We start from the raw sequence: 25,014 nt of genomic DNA, 5'->3' as shown, positions 1-25,014 counted from the left end.
AATGCGAAGGAAAAAAGCCCAATGAATGAAATTGTTGTCGTTGGAGTAGACGGAAGCCCAACGGCCCAAAAAGCGGCGGAAACCGCCCGGAACCTGGCGCTTGCAATGAACGCCGCCCTGCACGTGGTGTCCGCCTTCGACCAGGACGGAGCCGAAGTGTACGGAAGCGGCAGCGACCAGTGGATCGCCTCCGATGCGGACGGCGCCACCAATATCGCAAGGTCTACCGCAAAAGGGCTTGCCACCAATCTCGAAGTCACCTTTTCCGCTGCCCACGGAAAGCCCGCCGAGGCTCTCATCAGCGAAGCGAACCGCCTGGATGCACGCATGATCGTCGTCGGTAACCGCCGCATGCAAGGCATCGGACGGGTCTTGGGCAGCGTGGCCAACACCGTGGCGCACAACGCCTCATGCGACGTCTACATCGTCAACACGTATTACAGCAGCTAGACATCTCGGCTGCAGGCCCCGAGGTCTTGCAGCCTGGAACTGTCCCGCCCACGCGGCCGTTACTGGCACAACAACTGCACATGGGCACGGTGACCCCGACATATTCCAACCAAGCCCGGCTGGTCGCGCGGTGGCGCACGTCCCGGCGCCGCTCGATTCGCCTACCCCGGCACCACAGGGACCTTGCCCTTTTCGTCCTTCAATCCGTTGCCTGCGAAGTGGATGGCAACGGATGTCACTCTTCGCCAGAAGAAACCTCGCCGGCATCGGATCCGGCGACCACGACGATAGCCCCTAGAAGCAGTGCTGCGTTGGCCCAGAAGATCCCCAGCACCCCCAGAGGCGCAGCAACTGATCCGACCGCCAGAGGCAGCGATATCTGCGCCAGCCGGTTCACCGTCATACGCAGCCCCAATACAGCTCCATGATGGGCAGCTGCAGTCGTCGACACCACCCACGCCATGGTCAGTGGCTGAGGAATGCCCAAGCCGAGCCCCAGTCCCACCATGACCGCTATCGCCGCGTAGGGCCCGACGAGCGGCAGCATCGCCAGCGAAGTGACTGCCGCGCCGATGGAAACCATCAGCATGGCTTTGCGGCCAAACCGGGCAATGAGGCGTGTCAAGCCGAGACGGCTCAGAACAGAGACGGCAGCCCGAAGGGCCAGCAAGAGCCCCACCATCGCGGCACTGACGTTCTGTTCAGTAGCCCAGACCGGGACAAACGCGTACATCAGGTCAACGGTCACCAAAACTGCGCCGCTGACTACAAGGGAGCGCCAGAGTCCCGGGACTCTCAGGACGTTGACCATTCTGATCGGCGCGGCCGTTGCCCGCCGGTCCTTCTTCAACCCCGCGTCGGTCCTGCGGAGGAGAAAGTAGGCGGGGGTGGCAAGTGCGCTGAAGCCGAGGCACACCAACAGGCCAAGATTTGTATCCGGTACGGCACCACCAACAGCCCCCAGGGACGCCACTAGTGTCACCGCGGGTGGGCCGACCAGTTGTCCGATCGAGGCCGCTGCCGTAAGAGTTCCGAAGGCGCTGTCGGCCGACGTCCCGCGGCTGACATGGGCGACGAAGGTTTGCTGGCCCACCATCACCAGCAGATGCCCAAGCCCGATGATGGCGCTTGCCGCCAAGAGTGTGGGCAGGCCCCCCAACAGGAGCATGGTGGCGGTCCCCGCAGCTGCCGTCAGGAGCCCTGTAACGGAAACAACTGTGCCGCCGAACCTGTCAGCAGCCCTGCCTACAACGAGCGCGAGCAGCAGTGCGGGCAAGGCAAAGCTGGATGCCAGCAGCCCAAGAAAGACGGGGTCGGCGCCTTCCGCCAATGCGCGGTAGCCAATGGTAAGTCTGATCCCAACCCAGGATGCCTGCGCCAGAACCGCTTGGGAGCTTAGCGCGACCCGCCACCGGTCACTCACGCCCGCAAGGGAATTTCGTCCCCGCCGCCGAGCAGTCGCGTAAGGTCTTCTATCGAATCCCTGGCGGCACGATATCTCGCCGGATCCAAGTGGAAGATGGCAAGTTGCAACGCATACGCCAGGAGGATCGGGACGAGTTGGGTACGGTATTCGCCATCGTCACCTCGCCTGGCCGTGATGAGGTGGTCGGGACTTGGCCGGAATCGGTAACCAGGGACGTCGGAAAGGAGGATGGTTTTCCCTCCGCGCCTGGCCGCCTCGGTGACGAGTGCGGCCAACTGGCTGGGTGCTTCACGTAACGCAAGGCCGATCAACGTGCTGTTCTCGTCAAAGCTGGAAAACCGCTCCGCCATGTCCTTGGGTGTCGTACCGAGGGTAACCGTCGTCAATCCCAACCGCCGCAAACGTCGGGCCAGGACGTCCCGGGTGGCCTTGTCGTCCTCCCGCGAAAACAGATAAATAGTCTGCGACTCGTGAACGGTCCGTGCCGCGGCCTCCAGATTCTCCTGGCGGACAAAATGCGGGAGCCGCTTCAACGCCAGGATCTCGTCGGCCACGAAAGCCGCGAGATCGTAGCCGGAGTCTCCCCTCATGATCCCGCCATGATGCTCGTTGATCTCTGTTTCATCCTTGCGCAAGTCGTTGCGCAGATCCGGGTAACCCCGGTACCCCAGCTTCTTTGCCAGGCGGACAACCGTCGATTCATGCGTCTTGGCACGATCGGCCACTTCTGCCGCTGGAATGCCCGACATGCTCCCCGACATGAGCACGTTCATGACCCGTTCTTCCGAGGCACTCAGGCGAACGGTACTGCTGTCGACTACTGCTTTGAAACTCATGATGGCTCTCCTCTGAGGCCCAACGGAAAATCCTGTGACGCTTGACACTCTCTCATGAACCTGCAATCCTGTGCAAGATTGCAAGTTGGCTTTACGCCGATGTTGCAACCCTATTTTCACCACATTTGCCGCAGAGAGGCGGACAACCAAGATGCAAACCTTCCAAGCACCCGTTGCGCTTGAATGGACGGTCGCTGCGGCGGCTGTCGCAGGCGGGCTGACCATGGCTGTGGTTGGCGCAGGGTATGGACTGACCAACACTTCCGGCGTAGGCGCCGGGTTCTTTCCAACGGTCGCTGGATCGCTCATAGCGCTTGCCGGAGTCCTGTGGGCCGGGCAGCTCCTCGCAGCCCGCCGGACGATCGCGGCGGCTCCCGCTGGCGACACCCAGGAAGCCGTTCCGCCACACCACGAATCCGAATCCGCACTGGTCGCCCTGCTGGATGACGACAACAGCGACGAGCCGGACGCCGGCGACTTCCCCGACCGCCAAGGCTGGGTCCGGGTGGGCATCATTACCGTTTCGCTCCTGGGAGCTGCACTCCTTCTGCCGTACCTGGGCTACACGGTAGTGATGACGCTGATGCTGGGCGCCATCCTGTTCTTCGTCAGCAAGCGCAAGCTGTGGCTAGCCGCCGTCGTTGCGCTCGGTTCCGCCCTGGCATCCCGGCTGGTCTTTGAGGTGTGGCTCGGCACAGCGCTCCCCACCGCCAGCATTGACTTCCTCACCGGGTTGGGGCTCTGAGCATGGGATTCGATCAACTCCTGGGTGGACTGGCCACAGTCTTCACACCCGAACACCTCCTGTTCGCACTGCTGGGCTGCGTCCTCGGCATGCTGGTGGGTGTCCTGCCGGGGTTCGGCCCCGCGGCCGCAGTGTCGCTGCTGATCCCGGTCACTTTCGGCCTCCACGCAACCTCGGCCATCATCATGCTCGCCGCCATCCTCTACGGCGCAGCCTACGGCGGCACCACCACAGCGGTCCTGCTGCGGATCCCCGGCGAAGCCTCCTCCATCGCCACCACCCTGGACGGCTACCAGATGGCCAAGAAGGGCCGCGGAGGGCCCGCGTTGGTGATTGCGGCGCTGGCATCGTTCGTCGGCGGCCTAATCGGCGTGGTCGGCTTCGTCGTCGTGGCACCGTTCAGCCGCCTGGCGCTGGAATTTGGGGCACCCGAACTGTTCCTGGTTTCCCTTCTCGGGTTCGCCCTGATCACCAGCTTTGCTGGCAACAACCCTGCCAAAGCCCTTCTCAGCGCCGCTGCCGGCCTGGCAATCGCCACGGTCGGTGTCGACTCCGGAGTCGGAATCGCACGCTTCACCTTCGACATGCCGGAGCTCTTTGACGGCCTTGGTCTGGTAGCTGTCGTGATGGGTGTCTTCGGCCTCAGCGAGGTTCTCGGACAAGCGCAGAAGGGTCCCCTGGGTGTCCCCAGCCCCCTGAAGGTCGCAAGGCTGCTGCCAACCCGGACCGATCTTCAACGCTCAGCTCTCCCATCCCTCCGGGGATCCATCATCGGCTTCTTCATGGGACTCCTTCCTGGTTCTCCGGGGGCGGCAACGTCCTTGGCCTCCTATGCCGCGGAAAAGAGGCTATCGAAGCATCACCGGTCCGAATTCGGCAAGGGCGCGGTGGAAGGCATCGCCGGCCCGGAATCGGCAAACAACGCTCTGGCAGTGTCCTCCATGATTCCGCTGTTCACGTTGGGCATCCCCACATCAGCAACCGTGGCCATCATGGCAGGAGCGTTCACCATGAACGGTCTCATCCCCGGGCCGCTCTTGTTCAGGGACAACCCCGAGGTGGCCTGGGCAATCATTGCCAGCCTCATTGTGGGCAACCTGATCCTCCTGGTGCTCAACGTCCCCTTGGCACGGGTCTGGATCGCAGTGCTGAAGGTCCCGTTCCACTACTTGATGGCAGCCATCCTCGCCTTCATGTTCCTGGGCACCTACTCCATCAACGGCAGCGCATTCGACATCCTGATCATGCTCGGCGCCGGCGTCCTGGGCTACATCTTCCAGCTGACCAAGGTTCCTCTGACGCCGCTGGTCCTGGGCTTGATCCTGGGCCCGCTGCTCGAAGAGAACTTCCAACGGTCCCTGGCACTCTCGCAGGGCGACTACAGCGTCTTCCTCGACGGACCCATCAGCCTGGTACTCCTCGCAGTCATCGCCATCGCCATCCTCTTCGGCGCCGTCCGCCCCCTCATGGCATCGCTGCTGAAGAAGAAATCACAAACCCCCACCGCATCAAAGGAGCTTGCGAAATGAAAAAGACAACAAGACTGATCACCACGGCCGTGGCCGCGACCTTTGCCCTCGCTCTCTCGGCCTGTGGCGGACAATCCGGAGGCTCCACCGGCACAGCCGCCGGGGACTTCCCCAAGTCAGGATCCACCATTGAATGGATAGTCCCTTCCGCGGCCGGCGCAGGCAACGACATCCTTGCCCGCATCGTGGCCCCAGTGATGCAAAAAGACCTGGGCGCCAACATCAAGGTGGTCAACAAAGAAGGCGGAAGCCAGGTCGTCGGGTTGAACTTCGCCGCCCAATCGAAGCCCGACGGACACACGATCGTCAACACGAACATTCCATCCATCCTGGGACGCTACCTGGACCCCAGCAAAAAGGCCGCCTTCGACCGGAGCAGCTTCACGCCGATCGGTTCATTTGCCACAAACTCCGTAGTCATCGGCGTCAACAAGGACAGCAAATACACGTCCATCAAAGAGCTACTCGACGCCGTCAAAGCATCACCCGGGAAAATCACCGTGGGTACGGACTCCCGCGCAGGCGATGACCACATCAACCTGCGTTTGCTGGAAGATCAGCTCGGCCTGGACTTCAACATCGTTCACTACAACAGCGGAGCCGACAAGATAGCAGCCCTCGTCTCCGGCGAAATCGACTTCGCCCTCGGCGGTGTCTCCAGCTTCTTCGGCCAGTACAAGTCCGGAGACGTTAAACTCCTCACCGTCATCGAAGACAATCCCAGCTCGTTTGTCCCCGAAGTTCCCACGATGAAGAGTGCCGGCTACGACGTCAAACCCATGTCCAGCACCTTCTCGCTTTCCGTACCGGCCAAAACGCCCAAGGAAATCGTCAGCAGGCTGGAAGCATCCTTGAAGAAGGCCGCTGAAGACCCGACCGTACAGGAAAAACTGAAGGGCGCAGCCACCCAAACCGCGTGGATTTCCGCCGCCGACGTCAGCAAGGCATGGGAAGAACGCGAAACCGAAATCAAACCCATCATCGCCGAACTCCTGCAAGAGAAGTAACCGGCGAAACCCTGAGAAAGAACGGCCAAACCATGCAACCCACCCACAATCCTTTGTCCACCGCGGACCTCGTGCAGCGCCTAGGTGCCATCCCAGCAGCGAATATCGGCGATGCCCAGGAAAGGATCGGAGTAGCCTCCGCGCTCTCCCCGATTTGGGCCGGTGCCAAGCTTGCAGGCCCTGCCTATACTGTCTGGACCCGACCCGGTGACAACCTCTTCATCCACAACGCCCTCGCGGAGGCACAACCAGGCGACGTAATCGTCGTCAACGGCGGCGGCGACCAAACACGGGCACTGATTGGCGACATGATCGGCATCAAGGCACGGAATCAGGGCATTGCCGGGTTCGTCATCGATGGAGCTGTCCGGGACGCAGACGCCCTTGCAGACTGCGGCCTTCCAGTGTTCGCCCGATCCGTCACCCCCGCCGGCCCGTACAAATTCGGCCCAGGCCGCCTGCAGATGCCAGTCGCCATCGACGGAGTCGTGGTCACACCCGGTGACATCATCGTGGCGGACGCCGACGGCGTCGTAGTAGTTCGACGGGAAGAAGCCGAACAGGTCCTGGCGGAAGCCGAAAAGATCGAAGCCCGGGAAGCCGAGAAGAGAATCGCCCTGGGCGTCCCTGCACTGTAACCGGATCGAAGGCGTGATCTGGAGACCTGACTGCACCCCCAGGCAGTCAGGTCTCCAGCCTTTATGGCGCTCGACCTTGCAGTTGTGACCGCCCGGAGAAACCTAGGCGGGAGGGGTTGCGCCGGGGATCCCGGCGCCGCCCATCATTCCCGTGGCGGCCTGCTGGGTGACGCTGTTGGCGTAGTCGTTGGACGGGTCGCGGTAGATCGTGTGGATGTGTCCCCAGCCGCCGGTGATGACGCCCTCGACGTCGGCGCCGGCCGAGCCTTGTTGGTTGGAGAACTCGATGAACACGTTGGGACCGGAGATCTGGAAATAGATGCCGTCCCCTTGGGTCATGTCGTAGACGGTGGCGCCGGACCAGTTGATGTAGGTCTCGTCGAGGGTCGCCTCAATCTTTGCCAGGGCATTTTCCGTGGTCTGTTCATCCGACAGACCAACCCAGTTGGCGATGACGTCCAGCAGCAGCTGCTTTTGTTCGGCGGTCAGGTCCGCGCCGGCGATACCTGTTCCTGTCGGGTAGTCGCAGGTGTCGCCGGGTGCGCACGTGAGGTTCGAGACCTCGGTGCCCTGGTATAGGGCGGCCTGCTGTTCGGTGGTGAGGCTGTTGTAGAAGGCGAAGGCCGTCTCGTACATGCCGGACAGGGGCTGGACCTCGGTGCCACTGGCATCAGTGTAGACGGCGGGCTGCGAGCCGAGATGGGTGGGGGCGAAGGTGATGGAGTCCGCTGACCCGTCCATTGTGGCGTTGATGCCCAGGTGGTGGCCGCCGAACTGCAGCTGCCATGCGCTGGTGTCGGACGGGTCGCCGAAGAAGGCGATGTAGTACTGGCCAAGGGATGTTTCCGTGCTGGTGCTGTTGTCTAGCAGGTACTGGTCGCCGTCCATGATGCCGATTGCGGTGGCGTACGCTTCGTCGCTGAGTAGGGCTTCGAGGACTGCCTTGGCCGCGGTCTGCTGCTCTTCGGTGAGGTCGGCCAGGTTGACGCCGGCGCGTTCAACGAACGTCACCGGAAAGTTGGACCAGGAGGTGGTCTTGGTTTCGTCGTCGTAGGAGTACAAGACCTGCTCGCGCTGTTCCACGGACAACGTTGCAAGAAAGGCCTCCGCGGCGGCTGCCGTGTCTGTGATGGACTGGGCGGTGGTCTCGGCACTGTCCGTTTCCGCCGTGCCGGTCGACGCGGCGCTTGACGATGCCGTGATACTGGAGGCGGAGCCCGTGGTCGCAACCGCGGACGACGTGGTGGTTGTGGCGGTACTCGCGCTGCACGCGGCAAGAGACCCGGCCAGGGCCAGAGCCGCGACGGAGGAAGCGAACCGAGACCAGAAACGCTGTGAGGGGGACAAGGTGGAGGAGTTCATGTAGTAAGTGAACGACCTGGACCTGTTCGTCCTTTAGCTCCAACCTGTTCGACGGCTGTGAAGAGTCTGGAGCGGGAACCTACTCGCCGGGGCTGACTGCATGATGGACGTATTGTCGCCACGTCAGATCTGGGCACACCCAAATCTGACGTCAGGGAACGATGCGAAAGCACGTAAGGTTAGGGCCCGTTGAGCCTTTGTCTGACGGCAGCCACCCGAGATCATAGACCTCATCCTGACAGTCCGCCTGGCTCGAGACCGCGCAGCCCTGCCGCTGCTTGTTGCCGGAATTCGACTGCTTATCAAGCGAAACGAAGCCCCCGCAGACAACCACGGATTTGCCCTCGGTCATGTCGCCCCTGGTTGCCTGCGGAATGAACACGTGACGGCAAGAAAGAGAGCAGACCGTGGTCAGAAACAAAACAGACTTAAGTGTGTACAACGTACACGCCCACGTAGGCCTGACAAAGCGACTCTTCGGTGCCGTGACGGGAGGAAGATCCGACGGCTGAAACCGACGAAACAGAATTCGCTCGAAGTCATGTCGTACCTAATCCCCCCGCCCATGAACATGTGTAGGCCACTCCAGACCTACCGGACAGAACCGAAAGAAGGACCCCTATGACCCCAACTCAGAGTCAGCGGAGCGTCCACCAGCCAGGGCGCTGACCCCGCTCCCCCCACCTCAACTGAACAGGCCGCACCCGGGGGGCCAGGCACCATCCGGGACATGAGGCAGCGGCATTTGTCAACATTTGTCCACACTTAAAAGCAAAAGCCCCTCTGACGAGGGGTTATGCCGTGCCCGAGGTGGGACTCGAACGGGATTCCGGGGCTTGCAAATACTGGGGAGTGGCGGAAACATGCGGAATCCGGGCAAATCCGATGGGCGTACGAGCCAGTCCGAGGTGGAAAGTGTGGACATTGTCCACACTTCCTTTTGTCCATGTGTTGCTGTTAGGACGACATCTTTGGCGGGAGAAACGCAAGGCACAACGGAGCGCACCAGGAGCACCGATTCGACGCCGCCAAGGCCGCCCAGTACGAAGCCAGAGACTTTCATCGTGTTTCCCTTTCCAAACGTCCATGGCGGTTCGACCCGACGGCGACATGACATCGCCGAACCCCTTTGGATCTCTTCCCGGCGATCCTGCGGCGGCGCCCGGCGCCACAGTTACTAGCCAACACTTCTTCAGTGAGAAGACGGGGCAATGACATCGCGACCGAACTCAAGCACGTTGATGGAGACCAAGTGATCAAGGTAGATCTTTGACGTGCTCTTAGTGCCGGTCACGGCCATTGCTACGCTTCTTGTCGGCCTACGATGTCGAAGCCGGCACCTGCGAAGCGTTTTCATGCGAATCATTACGCATGCGGGTGGTGTTGGATATTGAAAAGCCAACACCACCTGGGCCGAGCACAAGGACTGCGTCGTGGCTCTCGTGCCGCAACAACTGAGTCATTCCTGCGGATAGCTCAGCATGGTGAATATGATCATGATCGTGTCAGATTACGATTTTAGAGCTCTCTCGCCTATTGACTTCGAAGTGTTCGTTCGCGATTTGGTGAACGCACACTTGGGGTTGGAGATGGTGACGTTCGCAATTGGCCCCGACGGAGGCATTGACCTCCGGGACTCCAAGGCCAACAACCTCCCTTCAATCGCCCAGTGTAAGCACAGGCCAGCTGCCTCTAAGGGAGCCCTCACGGCGGCCGCCGCCAAGGAGGCGGAGAAGTTGAAGGACACGAGAATGGCCCTGTATCTTTTCATCACGTCGGCGGCAGTGAGCCCGGAGGCGGAAGAAGAGATACGCGCAGAATTGGCTTACCTTGATGCCGGCGAAATTCAGGTGTGGCATCGAGGCAAGATCAACGAGGTGTTGTTCAAAAATCCACGCGTCGAGGAATCGCACTTTAAGCTTTGGTTATCCAGTTCGAATGCGTTGCGACGGCTCATACGGGGCTCGGAGTGGAAGCGAAGTGAGGAACTGGTCCGCAGGGTCGTCGAACGCGCGCGTCTATACGTTCATACTTCAGCCTATGGGCAGGCGCTAAAGATCCTGGAAGACACAGATGCTGTCATAATCACGGGCTCACCGGGTGTTGGCAAAAGCACCTTGGCGGAGATGCTCTTACTGGGTCATTGGCGTGATGGATGGCGAGTTGCCAACATAACGTCAAACGTCGATGAGGCTTGGCGCCAGATGCGCGATGACGACGAAAAGACGATCTTTTTCTACGACGACTTCCTTGGACAGGCAAGCACAGCAGAGCTGCACCGCAAGGAAGGGGGCGGAATATCAGGCCTGATGTCGATCGTTCGGCGTAACAGAGGGCGTTTCAGGATCATTCTCACCAGTCGTGAACAGTTATTTGGAGCTGCAACAAATGGCGGCGATGATCGACTCCGCGAGATGGCCAACGATGCCTCGAAGATAAGCATTAGCCTGTCATCAATTAGCCGGCAGGCGAGAGCCGAAATGCTCTTCAATCATCTATATTTCAGTTTCGGTAACCAGGAAGATCGCTCCAGACTCGCCGTCGATACGAGGTATCGGGCAGTAGTGGACCACAAGGCTTTCAACCCGCGAATCCTTGAGTCGATCGTATTGCTGAGGAAGCATGACAACATTGACCAATTCTACGGGGCGCTCTTGGAAGCTCTGAATAATCCAGATCTAATTTGGGCTGGAAGCTTCAATCAACTGCCGCGTATAGCCGTCGATATCCTGTTGCAACTCGCTTCAGATCCGACCGAAATGGTGGAAATCCAGGGTCTGCGACGGTCGATTGCCGTCCCAGACGAACGACAGTGGATTCCAGCGCTAAAGACATTGGAATCGACCTGGATCCACTTAAATCCAGCCACGGGTGAAATCACCTCAGCTAGCCTGTACGATGCCAGCCGAAGGGACTTCCTGCTAAAGAGGATCGACGAGCCACAATACCTACAGTCCCTGCTCGGCTGGTTACGAAACTGTGGCCAGGTTGGATATCTCCTACGATTGTCCGGTCTGATGAAGGACCGGTTGTCTGACGTTCCTAACGAACCGCGTACGGGTCTGAGAACTAGCCTGCAACAGCACCTCGTAGAACTAGACGAACTAATCCGTTCCATAGCCGAGAAGCAGTCGGCTGAAGCAGATCGTCAAGAATCAGTACGGGCAATCGAACGGCAACTGTCCCAGGGCAATGGCGGCGTGCGGGGCGGTGCAAGAACATGGCCACTTGAGCGAAAGATAGAACGGCTGGACGCATTAATTGATCTTGCTTCCATCATATTTGATCTTCCAATAGCCTTGCCGCAATCTCAGGACTTCCTGAAGCGGCAACTGTTGGCACTGCGAGAATCACTTTCTGGAAACTGGTTCCCATATTCACCTCAGTTCTTCCGACTCTCGGCCTATCTAGCAACGGAAAGCGGTCCGACTTGGGCTCTTGATACGGTTTGTGATCTGCTGGAAGTTGCCTTTGAGAATGCCGAACAAGCAAGCGAGCTACTTGCCTACGGAGGTGTACCCGAGTGGTTCAGAGAAGGTAGTTTCAAGGAAGTAGCCAATGATATGTTGGGCGTGGCTATTGAAAGAGAAGAAGAAGCAATCGGGCAGCAATCACATGATGTAGAGCTAATGCAATCAATGCTAGATGAACTTTACTCGGTTGCATATCAGCTGGATTTTCCCGCGAATCTGGATTCCCTACAGGAACAAATTGACGAAATTAAGATAGATATTTCTGAACGGAGTGGTGAAGGTCGATGGAGGAGCTACAGGACTACTGAACAAGTAGATGGAACAAACGAGGATTTACAGATTCTTTTCCAGAAACTTGCAGAGGATAATGAGAAGCATGAAGAATATACAGAGTGAGACGAGTTTCACTTCTTGAGGGCTTCCTGCATTATCGTGGGCTGGTCGTGGTAACTGCAGACTAGATGATCACGCAGGTGTGAGTGGGAACCGTCGGGCTGGATGGTCAGGCAAACACAAAGTTGCCGTTATCCGGGAACAAAGAATCCGTGTGATCCAAAACGCGGTTGCGATTAGCTTGAATAACCATCACACCGGATACCTACCCGCTTCCGTAGCGGACGTCTATGCTCCAATACTGACGGGCTACATAGCGGAGGGCTTGTCCCGTTCGTCGCTGGCCAAATATGTGCGTTTGCTGACGGCCGATAAGGATAATCCCGAGCCCAAATATTTGGGTGAAAGGCACCTGTACATCGGGAATTTAGAGCTGGAGGTTCTATTCCCGTCTGGGACATCGCTGGGGGCAGGTCGCTCACAGCTCAAGGCGCGGGCCTTTTGGACTACCAATCGCGCAGCTGCGGGGCGGTCGGTGAGGGGCATGAATTTGAAGCACTGAGCTATTTTGTGACGACTTTCGACGCCGAGTACAGGCTTGAAGATAATGCTCCTGCCAGCGGAGCGACCTGGTTGCGCACGGCGAGTTGGGATTCAGCATGAGGGGGTCAGGTTGGGCAGCCTATCCGCAGTGTCCAGCGGCCTGTACCGACACGAACTCGTGGTCGCCCCGGGTCCATTGGACCAAGCTGGCTGTAGCAGTCCGGGCGCCCAGGCGGTTTCGGCGCAACGGTTGGGACGTCCTGATCCCTCGTGACCTACCAACTCAGATTGACAGACACCAGCGGCGGACTCCGTGCTTTTATTTGAAAAGCCCTCCGCCCCTTCCTTCCCTCCGGTGCGATTGCATGGGGCCCAGAGGCTACGCTCGATTTTGAAACTGTCCATGTGCGCCACGAATATGAGGACTGAGGCTTTGAGACCGGCCTCGTGGTTCGCCCGCTTACGATAGCCAGATGAGCGAGACGACCGACACGGAGACAAAGTCCAAGCCTTGGCAGTGGCCAGCCGAGTGGATGCGCGACGAAAAGTTCTGGCGTGATGTCGCCTCACGCACTCTTTCGGGCTTGCTCGTGGTTCTTCTTGGCTACGCAGCCGCAGTGTGGCTCGGTTACATCAAGACCCCGGATGGCTTCAATGTTATGCAAGCCATCGTGCAGGGCATCTTCGTACTTGTGGCAGGCTTTATCCTCTTCCGGTATTACAAGCCCGTAAAACTCGCCAGAGAGATGTACAAGCACACGTCACGTTGGCAGGCCTGGCTCATTTCGCTCGCTACGTTGATCGCCATGGTCTTCATGATAGGAGTACTCGGCGGCGCCGTCATAAGCGTAGTTTTCCAGCTGGCAAAGCCTCTCTTCGGAGGAAACTAATATCACATGGCCCCATGGATCTTCCTGAATAAATTGACAGGGGAAACGCCATGCAACTGAATACGCTTCGGCAGATAGCGGAGCTCCCCCCGCGCAACTAATGTGGAGCCCCTCTACGGCCGACGTGATGGTCCGTGCCTACCAGCTAATTGGCCGGGTCACCTGCACCAGCGCCGAAGTTTGTTGCTGGGTCCTTGTAGCTGCTCTGCTCCGTCCGTTCAGCCGCTCGCGCTTCTCGATACTGGCGATTCTTGCGTGCCTGCTCTTCATCTTTGGTGGTTCCGTCACGGGAGTAGACCCTGAATCCTCCGTGGACGCTTTCATTCCATTTCTTCTGGTTGTCACGAATATCACGAAGCGCTCTAGCTGCGTGGTGGATGCCGAAAACCTCTGTGTAGATACGTGCCTTATAGTGATGGAGGTCAATCACGACATCGCTGTTCTGGCATTCGCCATCAATACCGTCGTAGGTGACGATTCCCTTGTATGTCATCGGAAAATTGTCCCGACCAGCACGAACCGTAGACACATCAAAGAAAGTACGCCACTCCTGGCCCGGCGCCAGGAACGAGATCACGTCTGGAAGACCTACCGCTTCTTCACCACCATTGTCATCCGTGCGGTTGAGCGCGGGATCAAATGACAGGCGAACATTGCGACCGGCAGTCTGTCCAAAGTTCTTGACCACCAGATCGAGTATGTGGGGGCCCACGGGATTCTCTTCCAGGTAGGCAACTACATACGGCTGGGACTTCTCACGTTCCAGCTGTTTGGTCTGTCGGCGAGCTGAGGCGGCTTCTCGCAACTGGAAGAACGCAACCACGCCAGCCCCGATAGCAATGAGCAACGTCAGCGCCGTCGAAACGGCCGAAATCCAATCAGTCACGCTCGGCGCATCGTCCTTGATGGCGTCGATCAATTCGCGGGGAAGGTCTCCCCATTGGTCGTCGATCACTTCTCGCCCCCAGTGATCTGCATCGAAGCGTTCACCCAGACCCTTGCCATGCCCTCTTTTGCATCTTCCAATTCGAGCTGTTCAACCATCGTTTCCCCAAAAATCTATGTGCGTCTCGTCTACTGGGAAAAGAGTACCGACTACGAGTGACAAATTTGGACGTACCGCTTCCCCAACCGCTCACTTCTAAAGCGCTGCCGACGACCTTGATCGGCGGGCAGCGCACTTTGGCAACGGAATCAGGCAGGTCTGAAGGCACCCTGTCCCTCTCCCGGGCTAAGGCAAGTCAGCGGGTGTGCCATCCGGTTCTCCCTCATGGAGAAAGCAGACTATTTGTGTCCGAACGCAGGAAGGGCCGCCGTCATACTAGTCTCGGAGAGACATCACGTTGCAAGGTCCGTGGCGGTCGTAGTGCGCACAGCCGTATTCGCATGAGAGTGCTTCATATGGGTGCAGGACGGGACCCAAGCGCCGTCCACGTGGCACATTGCGACTCTGAGGACGCCGGCAGTATTGCGAAACCCCGTAGAGCGCGACTTTCAGATGCTTGGCCCTGAGCTTGTCTCGGTTCCTTGAACGTGTACTACCGCTGAAGACGGAACGCCAGAAGCGGAACTGTTGACTTGCGAAATTGCGGCAGAGCTGTGTGACACGCCAGCGACACGTTCGTGATCTGTTGAAGGATCAACACTCGCTGCTGCAAGAATGTCACTCATTGATTCGATTGGCTGCCGGCTGAATGCTGCGTGTGGGGGTAATGGTGGGGTTTTACGTTCGGAAGAGCCTGAAGGCAGGTCCATTCAGGTTTAACCTGAGCAAGTCCGGGCTTGGCGTCAGCGCCGGTGTTCCAGGTTTTCGAGTTGGTTCAGGTCCTCGTGGCAACTATGTACGTATGGGTGCCGGCGGTGTCTACTATCAGGCTTCAGTCGGTGGAACGAAGCAGCCCGGGCAGCCTTCCGGTCCCTCCATCCTTCCCGATTCAGCATCCTCAGAGGTGGTCTTTGAGGACCAACGCGGAACAAGCGTCCAGGCGCTTGCTCCTACATCCTCAGGTGACCTTGTACAGCAGCTGAACGAGGCCGGAAAACGTAAACCACTGACTCGCTGGGTCGTCATTGCAGTCGTGTTCCTGGGCTTGATCACGATGCCGTTTGGCTTTCTTGTGTGGCTGCTCGGTATTCCTGCCATCTGGTGGGTTGTTCAGCGGGACCGTGCCAAACGGTCCGTCGTGATTTTCTATGACGTCAATGACGGGCACGCCCGCCAATTTCAGGCGATCCTTGACGCCGGAAGTATCTTGGGGCAATCCCAGAAGATCTGGCGCATTAACGAGGCCGGGGCGTTGCAGTCCGGGCACCAACAAAAGGTCAATGCAGGCGCTTCATCTTTGGTTGGACGGTCCATCGCGGGCTTCAGCCTCATCGGCCCACGGGAGCTGGTGACGAACATTGCCGTACCCGGCGTAACGGCGGATAAGACGTCAATGTATTTCCTGCCGGACCGGATCCTCCTCGCGCATAACGGCACATTTGCGGACGTCACTTATGACTCGCTGCGTATTCGTCAGCGCTCGACAAACTTCATCGAATCCCCAGGCGCGACTCCTTCGGACGCGGTCCAGGTTGGATCTACGTGGCAATACGTCAACAAAAAGGGCGGTCCGGACCGTCGGTTTAAGAGCAATCCCGTGTTGCCCATCATGAAGTACACGGAGCTGGAGCTCGAAAACGCAAACGGCTTCAGATGGGCCCTCCAAGTATCCAGCGCCGAGGCAGCATCTCGATTCGCCAGAGAACTGGAATCAGCTGCAGACAACGAAGTCTCCATCCCCAGCCATGCCCTCGCCGCTCCAGCGGCACCTCAGCCTAATACGACGCCTTCACCCGCGGTACACGCACTCACCCAAGCACCCCAGGTTCAACCCGAGCCAGCTAATCACCCAGCACCGGCCGTGGCGGTTCCGCGCAAGACACGGTGGTATGGGCCGGAAGAGTCACTGGATCTCGGCAACGGCGTCCGCATCCCTGGCATGGTCTACGCCGGTCAGGAACTCACATCCCCGCGAGGAGGCACTGAGCCGTCCTTGATCAACCCCACCCTCCGGGTTGACTCCCGCAACCCGGACTGGGCAGGCCAATGTCTGAACTACTGGCCCTCCTATGCCGACATCACGCCGGCCGGGCGAGCCGCTTACCTCTCCTGGCTCGCCCAAGGCCGCCGACTTCCAAATACACCGATCGGTTACGTTTTTCTCTTCATGTATGGACTTGAGCGCCGCGTCCTGGTCGACATCGCCAAGCAACCAGAGTTGGCTTCCGAGCTGACCGGTATCAAAGCGGAGATGTCGGCGCTGCTTGAGGTATACGAGGACTCAAGTGGTTCCTTCCGATCGTACGCATCACGTTTTGTGGACGTCATCGACTTCATGATGCTGCAGGCTGAGGACGACTCCCCCAAGGTCCCTGCCCTGACCGAATCACGGTGGGACGTACCCCTAGCTCTCCGAGCACACCTTGGCTCCTTCGCCGCCGACGGCAAGGCCATCCCCGCCGAATGGGCGATGGCATGGGGATGGTTCCACCCTGAAGTCGCCGTCCGCACACCGGCAACCCGGTGCACCGAAGAATTCACACAGCTATTCCGCCTCCGCTACCAGCAGCAATTCGGCGAAGGATTCACCGTCCGGCCCGGCGCATCGAAAGTGCAGCTCAGCTACACGACGGCCAATTCCCAAATCGGCGGCGCCACCATGACCATGGGTGAAATCGCCGACGTCTTCAACCAGCGTGCACCACAAAAGAAGCTCTCAGCCTTGTTCGATGACGTCACTTCAGAACTGGACGCATACAGTCGCTGGCTCGGCCGCAACACCGACAAAGCAGGAACACTTGCGGCAGCAGCTCTACTGCCCAGCGACCTACTCGTCGACGCGGAAGGTCCGGTAGGTGACTTCCGAACCTGGGTTACACAAAAACTCGCAGAACGCCGAAGCGTGGAACTGACAGGTCAGGAGCTCTTCGAACACTGGCCCCCTAATGACGGCCAGAAACTCTCCAAGCCTGAAGCGGTTAACCTGGCGACACTTCTCGACGGCTTCGCCATCGGGCTCGAACCCGACGTACGTTTCGGTGGCACTGCCATCACTCCCGAACTCCCCGTCGTCCTCTTTCACACGGAGCCCGGAAGCCCCCACTCTCCAACACCGTCGTATAGCACCGCCCTGACCATGACGCACCTCGCCGCCGCGGTAATTGCGGCCGACGGCGACATCTCCCCCGCCGAACTGGACCACCTGACTGCCCACATCGAATCTTCCCTGCAGCTAACCTCGGCCGAACGCACTCGGCTCCACGCACATCTCCAGTGGCTCGGGGCATCAGAGGTGAAGCTCACCGGACTGACAAAACGGCTCAGCACACTCACCACAACGCAGAAAGCAGCTTTGGGAGACATGCTGGTGACCGTCGCAGTCGCTGACGGACAGATTGCGCCGAGTGAAGTGAGTACCCTCCAGAAGATCTACAAACTTCTCGACTTGGACACCGCCGTCGTCACCAGCCGCCTCCACGCAGCTATGTCCGCACCGAACCCAGCCGCAGCGGGACCGGTTACCGTGCGTCAGGCAGGAAAACCTGATCCGGGAGTTCCCATCCCCGCGCCCCTACCGCTGACTCAGGATGCGCCGCCGGCCAGCAGGTACCTCCTCGACTCATCGACGATCCAAGCAAAGATGGCCGAAACCGCGGAAGTCTCTGCACTTCTTGGTGACATCTTCAGTGAGGACGATCCGGCCTCTGCCGAACAACAGGCACAACCATCCCCCGCACCAAGTCCATCCGTCTCGGCGCCGAGCAACCAGCCCAGCTCAACCATCGGGGACCTGGATGCATCTCACTCCGACCTCGTCCGCGCACTTGCCGGGGTCACACAACTCCCTTGGGCCGACTTCGAAGACCTCTCCGCACAGCACGGTCTACTGCCGCAAGGTGCCATGGACGCCGTCAACGAAGCAGCACTGGACGCCGCCGACGAGCCGCTCCTTGAAGGCGACGAAACCCTCACCATTAACCCGACCGCACTGCAGGAGCTCCTGGCATGACCGTCTCGCCTCAAACCACCATCCGACCACGCGAACGTGACGCGCTCCTGCAATCCCTGCGCGCCGGCGTCGTTCCCAGAATGGGACAACAACACGTACAGGTAGGACGGGTCAACGAAGTCAAAGCACTCCTGTCCGATATCAACAGGATCAACGACGGCGGCTCGGGCAGCCGTTTCATCATCGGAGACTACGGCTCCGGTAAGACGTTCTTCCTACACGTCGTGCGATCCATCGCGCTTCAGCAAAAACTAGTCACCGTCCATGCCGACCTCTCCCCCGACAGGCGCCTTCACGCAACCGGCGGCCAAGCCCGCAGTCTCTACGCCGAACTCATGAGAAACATGGCCACACGAGCCAAACCCGACGGCGGCGCCATGTCCAGCGTCGTGGAGCGATTCGTTTCGCAGGCCCTAACGGAATCCCGGGACACCGGTGCACCTGTCGAGAGCATCATCCGCAGGAGCCTGTCTGAACTCTCCGAGCTCACAGGCGGCTACGACTTCGCCGAAGTCATCGCCAAATACTGGCAAGGACACGACACCGGCAACGAACAGCTCAAGTCCGATGCTGTTCGGTGGCTGCGAGGAGAATTCGCCACCCGTACCGACGCTCGAGCAGCCCTTGGCGTCCGAACAATCATTGATGACTCCAACTTCTACGACCAACTCAAGCTTCTCGCACGCTTTGTCCGCCTGGCTGGCTTCGGGGGGATCCTCGTCTGCCTCGACGAGATGGTCAACCTTTACAAGCTGGCCAACACACAAGCTCGAAACTCCAACTACGAACAAATCCTCCGGATACTCAACGACTCCACCCAAGGCAGCGCAGCAAGCCTTGGTTTCATCTTCGGCGGAACACCCGACTTCCTGCTCGATCCCCGCCGCGGCCTCTACTCTTACTCCGCGTTGCAATCTCGCCTGGAAGAAAACAGCTACGCCGTCGACGGACTCGTGGACTACTCCGGACCAGTCCTGCGCCTGGCCAGCCTCACGCCGGAAGACTTCTACGTCCTGCTGACCAAACTCCGGCATGTCCAGGCCGCCGGAGACGAATCAGCCTACCTGATCAGCGACGAAGGCATCACCCAGTACATGAACCACTGCGCTCAGCGCATCGGAGACGCGTACTTCCGAACCCCCCGGAACACGATCAAAGGCTTCCTCGACCTGCTGGCGGTGCTAGAACAAAACCCAGACCGCGCCTGGGAGGACGTCGTGACAGGCATCAACATCCAACGGGAGTCCAACCCGGACCTAGCTCCGTTGGCTCCCACCACTGACCCTTCTTCCGTACCCACCCGAACCCGCGATGTTCTCTCTGACCAGAACCCAGCCGACGACCGCCACACAACGAACGACACCGATGACGAGCTTTCAGTCTTCAAGCTCTAGGGCCTCAGAAGCCCACACAGCGTTTAATCGGCTCCATCGAAGTGTTCAGTCGTGGATTTGGGAACAGAAATGGGAGCATCTGCGCCCTGCCCAGGCCGAAGCGATCGACCCCATCCTCCGCGGCGATACCGACGTCATCATCAGTGCAGCTACCGCCTCAGGCAAAACAGAAGCGGCCTGGCTACCAATCTTGTCGTCCTTAGCCGCGGCTCGGGACAGCGAAACGCTGCCCAATGGGGTGAAGGCACTTTACATCTCCCCCTTAAAGGCCCTGATCAACGATCAATACGGCAGGCTCGAATCCTTGGCCGAAAAAGTGGATATGCCGATTCATCGCCGCCACGGAGACGTAGGCGACAGCGCCCGCCGTGCCCTCAAGGAATCACCCGACGGGCTCCTGCTCATTACCCCGGAATCCTTGGAAGCGATGTTTGTTATCCAAGGGACTCGCCTCCCGGTCATGCTCAGCGGGCTGCAGTACATTGTGATCGACGAATTGCACTCCTTCATCGGCACTGAACGCGGAGCGCAGCTGCAATCGCTGCTGCATCGGGTCGAGCTGGCCATCCGCAGACGGATCCCCCGCATCGGGCTCTCCGCCACACTCTCCGACGCCTCCATCGCCGCGCGCTTCCTCAGACCAGGTAACGAACAAGCCGTCCACGTGATCGGGGGCCACGACGATGACGCCGCTGAGCTCCGCATGCAGCTGCGCGGGTACATCACCAGCGGCGGCGGTGTGTCCGACGGCGAAGATCCCACGGAGGTCGAACCCGACAAGCTGGCAATCGCTGACCACCTATTCGGGAACCTGCGCGGACAGGACAACCTGGTTTTCGCCAATTCGCGTGCCAATGTCGAAACCTACGCCGACCTCCTCAAAAGCATCAGCGACCGAGCACGGGTCGTGAACGAGTTCTTCCCCCACCACGGCAACCTGTCCAAGGACTTCCGCGAAAACGTTGAGTCCCGGCTACGGTCCGCCGGGACACCAACAACGGCCGTCTGTACCTCCACACTCGAGATGGGCATCGATATAGGTTCCGCCGACGCCGTAGCCCAAGTCGGCGCACCGGGTAGTGTTTCCGCGCTGCGTCAACGTCTGGGAAGGTCAGGCCGACGTGGCAAACCGGCCACCCTACGCATCTACGTATCGGAACGGTCAGTCGATCAACGGACCCCTCCCGTCGACCAACTCCGTGCCGAGTTGTTCGAAACAGTCGCCACCATCGAACTGCTGCTTGAGAAGTGGTACGAACCACCCAATACCGACGGCCTTCACCTCTCCACGCTGATCCAACAGACTCTCTCCGTGATCGCCCAACACGGCGGCGCGACAGCGGCCGAACTCTACAGTGCCCTTTGCAAAGAGGGCCCCTTCAGCCATGTTGATCAATCCATGTTCATCCAGTTGCTGCGCAGCTTGGGCAACAAAGACATCATCTTGCAGTCATCCGATGGCACCCTGTTGGCCGGAGCCAAGGGGGAACGGCTCATCAACCACTACAGCTTCTACAGTGCCTTCCACTCGGCCGAGGAGTACCGGCTCGTCTCCTCAGGCCGCACGCTCGGATCAATCCCCATTGACCAACCGCTTGTGGAAGGCGGCCTCCTGATCTTCGCCGGACGTCGGTGGCGCATCCTTGACGTCGACGTCGCTGGCAAAGTCATCAATCTGACCAAGGCCGGAGGCGGCCGGCCCCCGTCCTTCTCGGGTAGCGGCATCCTGGTTGCCGACGGCATACGTCAACGGATGAAGCATCTCTACGAAACTCGGGACGTACCTATTTACCTCGACGAAGCAGCGCGAGCGCTCTTCCAGGAAGGCCGAGCTGCCTACGACAGGCTTGGCCTTCGAGAAAGCCCTCTCATCACATGGGGCGATGACACCATTCTGTTCCCTTGGGCCGGTGACCGGACAATGAACACACTCCATGTCCTTTTCAGCAGCAAAAACTACGAGTCAACCCTCGACGGTGTAGGGATGACGCTCCGTAAGACAACACGCGCGCAAGCAGCTACCGCCCTCAACTATCTAGCTACTCTCCCCTCACCCAATCCAGCTGACCTAGCGAGCAACGTCACTGTCAAAGAGCGCGACAAGCATGATCTTTACCTTGACGACCAACTACTCACGCACTCCTACGCAGCCGCAGCACTCGACGTCGAGACAGCGTGGCCACTCATCAAACAATTGGCCGAGGCAACCACCAAATTTGCGGAAGACCTGACAAACTATCAACCCAAATCAGCCGTCACGACTAACACCGAGCCCATGCTTGAACTTGCTGACGCCGGACCATATGCCGTCATCGACGTCGAAACAACCGGATTCTCGCCGCAACGGCACCGCATCGTCGAAATTGCCATCGTGCAAGTCAACGAACAAGGCAAAATTCAGAGCACCTGGTCAACCCTCGTCGACCCCGAGCAATCAACTGGCCCTAGCCACGTCCACGGAATCACTGATCACGACGTCCGCAGCGCCCCACGGTTCACTGACGTCCTCCCTCACGTTCAGCACCAGCTAGCCGGACGAACTGTGGTCGCGCACAACGCGGCATTCGACCTGGGATTTCTCAGATCGGAGTTCCAGCGAGCAGGAGTGATGATCCCGAACTGGCCTCTTGTCTGCACGATGCAACTAACAAAGAGCTACTTCCCGGGCGAGAGCGCATCCCTAGCCGACACCTGCAAACGACTCAATGTCGAAACCGGGAAAGCGCACACGGCCGCCGCCGACGCCCTCGCAGCGGCTGGAGTACTTTCCTCGTACATTGCCAGAGGCTCTAAAGTCCCAGCTCGGCGCGTCTAGACCGATGCCGGCTGCCACCGACTAACTCGAGCATCACCGATAACGGCGCATATCTCGTGCCTAATGCACCCCCGGCCGTATCCGGCACAGCAAGCCCGCCAGGCGATGGCACATGCCGAAGACTAGGGCCTTACTCACGTCATGACGCCCCGCCCCCGCCTGCCCATGAATCAGTGCAGCCGCCGCCAGCTCCTGACAAATGGAGAAGGGCACATGATTCGTGTGAGTTCTCGTATCTTTTGAAGCAGCCCCTGACATATGTCGTCGTGTTGCTTTGTGGAATGCGTTCTTGGCTATCGGCAGGTCCATCGATCTTCAATCCCCTAGCCACCGGCAGGAAACGACCCGCGGCCAACTCCCCGAGGTTGACGAAGTTCCATTTATCGGCCCAGGAGTGTACGAATAGAAGTAGATGAGAGAACCCGGTATATAGCCGCTCTGGCAGCGTGTGCGGAGCGTGTTAGGGTACGCACTTGGAGTCCTATTGAGTTTTCGGTGGGACCGGCAGCTGAAACAGCGAAGGACCACTAGACGACCACGTATCGGCCCTTCTCTTCCGACCACCTTTTGTGCACAAAACGTTCCGGGTACTGCCGGAGGTTGATGTCGTCGACGACCGGCAATTTTTCGTGCGGGTTCACCCACTCGTCGTATGGCAGGCTTGCAAGTCCGGACTCAAACGGGCGACGAGAATTGATGAAGCACGACCCCTCTGAAATGTGAAGTTCCGCGGCTACTGCGCTGCAACGCCCCAACTCCTGCCGGATCCAAGGAACGAAGTCCTTGCTCATCGGGATGCTCAATCGTCCAATAGGACTGCCTTCAATGTTTACTATCGCCCGGTCTCGCCTACCGTCGCTTTCAACCGCCAGAGTCGCGTATGCGGCCAAGTCTGTCTCGTGAGATAGCTCCATCAACTCACGCTGACTCTCAGTCGTTGGGTTGACGTCGTAGACATTGATTGTTCTCCCGGGCGGGAGAAGGACATAATCGCCTCTGGGAGTGCCGTTGATGGGATAGATGGCATGCTGGTCTTGGAGGCTTAGCTGACCTCCGCACGAGTATTGGGGCATGGTCTCGCCTTCCACCGCGACCGACACCGTCTCCGGCTCGTCATCGTCTACTTCTGCATCCCAGTATCTATTGGGAATCTCCACATATTTGTCTGTCTGCGTCTCCCTGAACCACAGTTGAATCCCGCACAATGCAGCAAAGCCAGCGTTTCTCACGGCCCCGACCATTGGTCCAAAATAGGCTGCATCGTCTCTGGGCATGTACCCGATCATCAGGCCGCGCACGTAAACGGAGACAGCGTTAGGATCATTAGGATTCCACGGTTCGTGGACGAGCTCTGCCGTGAAGATCTGCCGAATCCCCTCCGAGACACCCGGAGCGCCGTCAAATATCGCGATGTACGAAGCCTCATAGTAATTGCCGCCAACTAGCCGCAAATCGTGGAAGAGTCCGCTTCCCCAGAGAAAAAAGCCCTGACGCCCGTCACTAACGGAGGTCGCTTTGAGTCCCATTGGAGGCACATGTTTCTCGAAGCCGGATTTCATAGCCCTACTTTCCCGCGGTGTATGCAGCATCGTACCCCGAGGTGATTGCGGAGGTTCTGCGTCGCCGCCCGTAGCTCGACGATTAGGCTCCTCTCAGCTTTAAGGAAGTGCGCTTATCGGCGCTGAGCTTATCGATGCCGTGCCCGCGAGAGATCCGATTGTCCCGCCACCGTCTGGACGAACGAACTCCCTCCCGTCAAGACTGACAGCACCCCCCGATTACAAGCCACACAACATGTTGCACAAACGCAGACGCAGAAAATTTGTACGAAACGGACGGGTTCCGATTACCTCGCCCCTGAAGGGTGCCCACGACAGCGGCGGACACCCGTCCTTCCGCGGCCCGAACCCCGCCCACCTGCATCCAAAACCCAGAAGTTGGGCATAATCAACTCCCCTAAGTCTCCGGTCAGGGTAGAGGCCTGGTCCTACAGCGTCTGGACTCTCGTATGGCTATGTCGCCGTTGAGCAGGAAGTCATGTTGCCAAGAACTGAGAGACCCAATGAAGAGGTGAATACTCCGAAAACCAAGCCACGAGGGAGGTGCGGTGTTATCTGCTTTAAGTGTGGACACTGTCCACACCCCCTTTGGCAGGACAAACCGGAACCGACCACGACGCAACGCGCGACGGGCTAGATCGGATTCGAAAGAATATCCAGTGTGATTTCCACAAAGTCATGTCGACACCACAACCGCACTCCATGAAGTAGTGAGCGGCCGCCAGCCGGAGGAACACCACACGAGAGGACACGAAATGACCCCACAACCCAGCAAGCGGAGCGTCCAAACGCTACGACGCTGACCCCGCCCCCACCCAAACTGAACAGGCCGCACCCGGCGGCCAGGCACCATCCGGGACGATGAGGGTTATAGGACAAAACGTGTGTATGAGTTGGGCCTGCTTCCCAGCGCTGGCGGGCGAATTCCGGGATAGCTAAGCTTTTGGAGCTTAGGGTGGC

At 59.1% G+C, this 25,014-nt stretch carries 15 protein-coding genes and 1 pseudogene; 11 read left to right on the top strand and 5 right to left on the bottom strand.

What is annotated here, in order from left to right:
• The first annotated feature begins 21 nt into the window (after nucleotides 1–21).
• Nucleotides 22–450 (top strand): universal stress protein, encoded by a 429-nt coding sequence (locus ACIPV6_RS19235; RefSeq protein ID WP_400272418.1) that lies wholly within the window; start codon nucleotides 22–24, stop codon nucleotides 448–450.
• A 235-nt stretch (nucleotides 451–685) separates the two neighbouring features.
• On the opposite strand, the gene ACIPV6_RS19230 is transcribed toward ACIPV6_RS19235, so the two are convergent.
• Nucleotides 686–1,873, bottom strand: coding sequence for an MFS transporter (locus tag ACIPV6_RS19230; protein ID WP_400272417.1), 1,188 nt, complete (start codon nucleotides 1,871–1,873; stop codon nucleotides 686–688).
• Entirely contained in the window at nucleotides 1,870–2,712 is an 843-nt protein-coding gene (locus ACIPV6_RS19225; RefSeq protein ID WP_400272416.1) for a MurR/RpiR family transcriptional regulator, read from the bottom strand. The genes ACIPV6_RS19230 and ACIPV6_RS19225 overlap by 4 nt, the downstream gene beginning before the upstream one ends.
• Before the next feature lie 151 nt (nucleotides 2,713–2,863).
• On the opposite strand from ACIPV6_RS19225, the gene ACIPV6_RS19220 reads away from it, so the two are divergent.
• The 4 genes from ACIPV6_RS19220 to ACIPV6_RS19205 are packed head-to-tail and all read left to right on the top strand — an operon-like array spanning nucleotide 2,864 to nucleotide 6,631.
• Nucleotides 2,864–3,457: a tripartite tricarboxylate transporter TctB family protein gene (locus ACIPV6_RS19220; RefSeq protein WP_400272415.1), complete on the top strand. Its 594-nt coding sequence runs from the start codon at nucleotides 2,864–2,866 to the stop codon at nucleotides 3,455–3,457.
• 2 nt (nucleotides 3,458–3,459) lie between these two features.
• Nucleotides 3,460–4,986 carry a tripartite tricarboxylate transporter permease gene (locus ACIPV6_RS19215; protein ID WP_400272414.1) on the top strand — a complete coding sequence of 509 codons (1,527 nt, stop codon included), beginning with the start codon at nucleotides 3,460–3,462 and terminating at the stop codon, nucleotides 4,984–4,986.
• Nucleotides 4,983–5,993, top strand: a complete 1,011-nt coding sequence (locus tag ACIPV6_RS19210) for a Bug family tripartite tricarboxylate transporter substrate binding protein (protein ID WP_400272413.1) — start codon at nucleotides 4,983–4,985, stop codon at nucleotides 5,991–5,993. The genes ACIPV6_RS19215 and ACIPV6_RS19210 overlap by 4 nt, the downstream gene beginning before the upstream one ends.
• A 32-nt stretch (nucleotides 5,994–6,025) precedes the next feature.
• Complete coding sequence (locus ACIPV6_RS19205) at nucleotides 6,026–6,631, top strand: methyltransferase (RefSeq protein ID WP_400272412.1); 606 nt, start codon at nucleotides 6,026–6,028, stop codon at nucleotides 6,629–6,631.
• Between the two features lie 102 nt (nucleotides 6,632–6,733).
• Here the strand turns inward: ACIPV6_RS19205 and ACIPV6_RS19200 are convergent, their stop codons facing one another.
• Nucleotides 6,734–7,993, bottom strand: coding sequence for a DUF3500 domain-containing protein (locus tag ACIPV6_RS19200; RefSeq protein WP_400272411.1), 1,260 nt, complete (start codon nucleotides 7,991–7,993; stop codon nucleotides 6,734–6,736).
• A gap of 1,490 nt (nucleotides 7,994–9,483) precedes the next feature.
• On the opposite strand from ACIPV6_RS19200, the gene ACIPV6_RS19195 reads away from it, so the two are divergent.
• Both ACIPV6_RS19195 and ACIPV6_RS19190 read left to right on the top strand, forming a co-directional pair.
• Entirely contained in the window at nucleotides 9,484–11,862 is a 2,379-nt protein-coding gene (locus ACIPV6_RS19195) for a restriction endonuclease (RefSeq protein WP_400272410.1), read from the top strand.
• A gap of 953 nt (nucleotides 11,863–12,815) precedes the next feature.
• A complete protein-coding gene (locus ACIPV6_RS19190; protein ID WP_400272409.1) occupies nucleotides 12,816–13,232 on the top strand; it encodes a hypothetical protein in 417 nt (138 codons plus the stop codon).
• A 145-nt stretch (nucleotides 13,233–13,377) separates the two neighbouring features.
• On the opposite strand, the gene ACIPV6_RS19185 is transcribed toward ACIPV6_RS19190, so the two are convergent.
• The gene (locus ACIPV6_RS19185) at nucleotides 13,378–14,187 is read right to left on the bottom strand and encodes a hypothetical protein (protein ID WP_400272408.1); all 810 of its coding nucleotides are present in this window, start codon (nucleotides 14,185–14,187) and stop codon (nucleotides 13,378–13,380) included.
• A gap of 739 nt (nucleotides 14,188–14,926) precedes the next feature.
• Between ACIPV6_RS19185 and ACIPV6_RS19180 the strand changes: the two are divergent.
• The 4 genes and pseudogenes from ACIPV6_RS19180 to ACIPV6_RS19165 all read left to right on the top strand — a co-directional run.
• Nucleotides 14,927–15,091: pseudogene (locus ACIPV6_RS19180) on the top strand (DUF4236 domain-containing protein); the annotation flags it as partial.
• 240 nt (nucleotides 15,092–15,331) lie between these two features.
• Nucleotides 15,332–18,286: a TerB N-terminal domain-containing protein gene (locus ACIPV6_RS19175; protein WP_400272482.1), complete on the top strand. Its 2,955-nt coding sequence runs from the start codon at nucleotides 15,332–15,334 to the stop codon at nucleotides 18,284–18,286.
• Nucleotides 18,283–19,680, top strand: coding sequence for an ATP-binding protein (locus ACIPV6_RS19170; RefSeq protein WP_400272407.1), 1,398 nt, complete (start codon nucleotides 18,283–18,285; stop codon nucleotides 19,678–19,680). Before ACIPV6_RS19175 ends, ACIPV6_RS19170 begins: the two co-directional genes overlap by 4 nt.
• A complete protein-coding gene (locus ACIPV6_RS19165; protein WP_400272406.1) occupies nucleotides 19,598–22,495 on the top strand; it encodes a DEAD/DEAH box helicase in 2,898 nt (965 codons plus the stop codon). Before ACIPV6_RS19170 ends, ACIPV6_RS19165 begins: the two co-directional genes overlap by 83 nt.
• 527 nt (nucleotides 22,496–23,022) lie before the next feature.
• On the opposite strand, the gene ACIPV6_RS19160 is transcribed toward ACIPV6_RS19165, so the two are convergent.
• On the bottom strand, nucleotides 23,023–24,054 hold the full coding sequence (locus ACIPV6_RS19160; protein WP_400272405.1) for an HIRAN domain-containing protein: 1,032 nt from the start codon (nucleotides 24,052–24,054) through the stop codon (nucleotides 23,023–23,025).
• Nucleotides 24,055–25,014 lie beyond the last annotated feature (960 nt).

Origin of the sequence: Paenarthrobacter sp. NPDC089988 (genome assembly GCF_044748465.1) — a bacterium.
Classification (GTDB): domain Bacteria; phylum Actinomycetota; class Actinomycetes; order Actinomycetales; family Micrococcaceae; genus Arthrobacter.
Note: the sequence above shows the minus strand (reverse complement) of the source record. Positions and strands in the feature narration are given on the sequence as shown.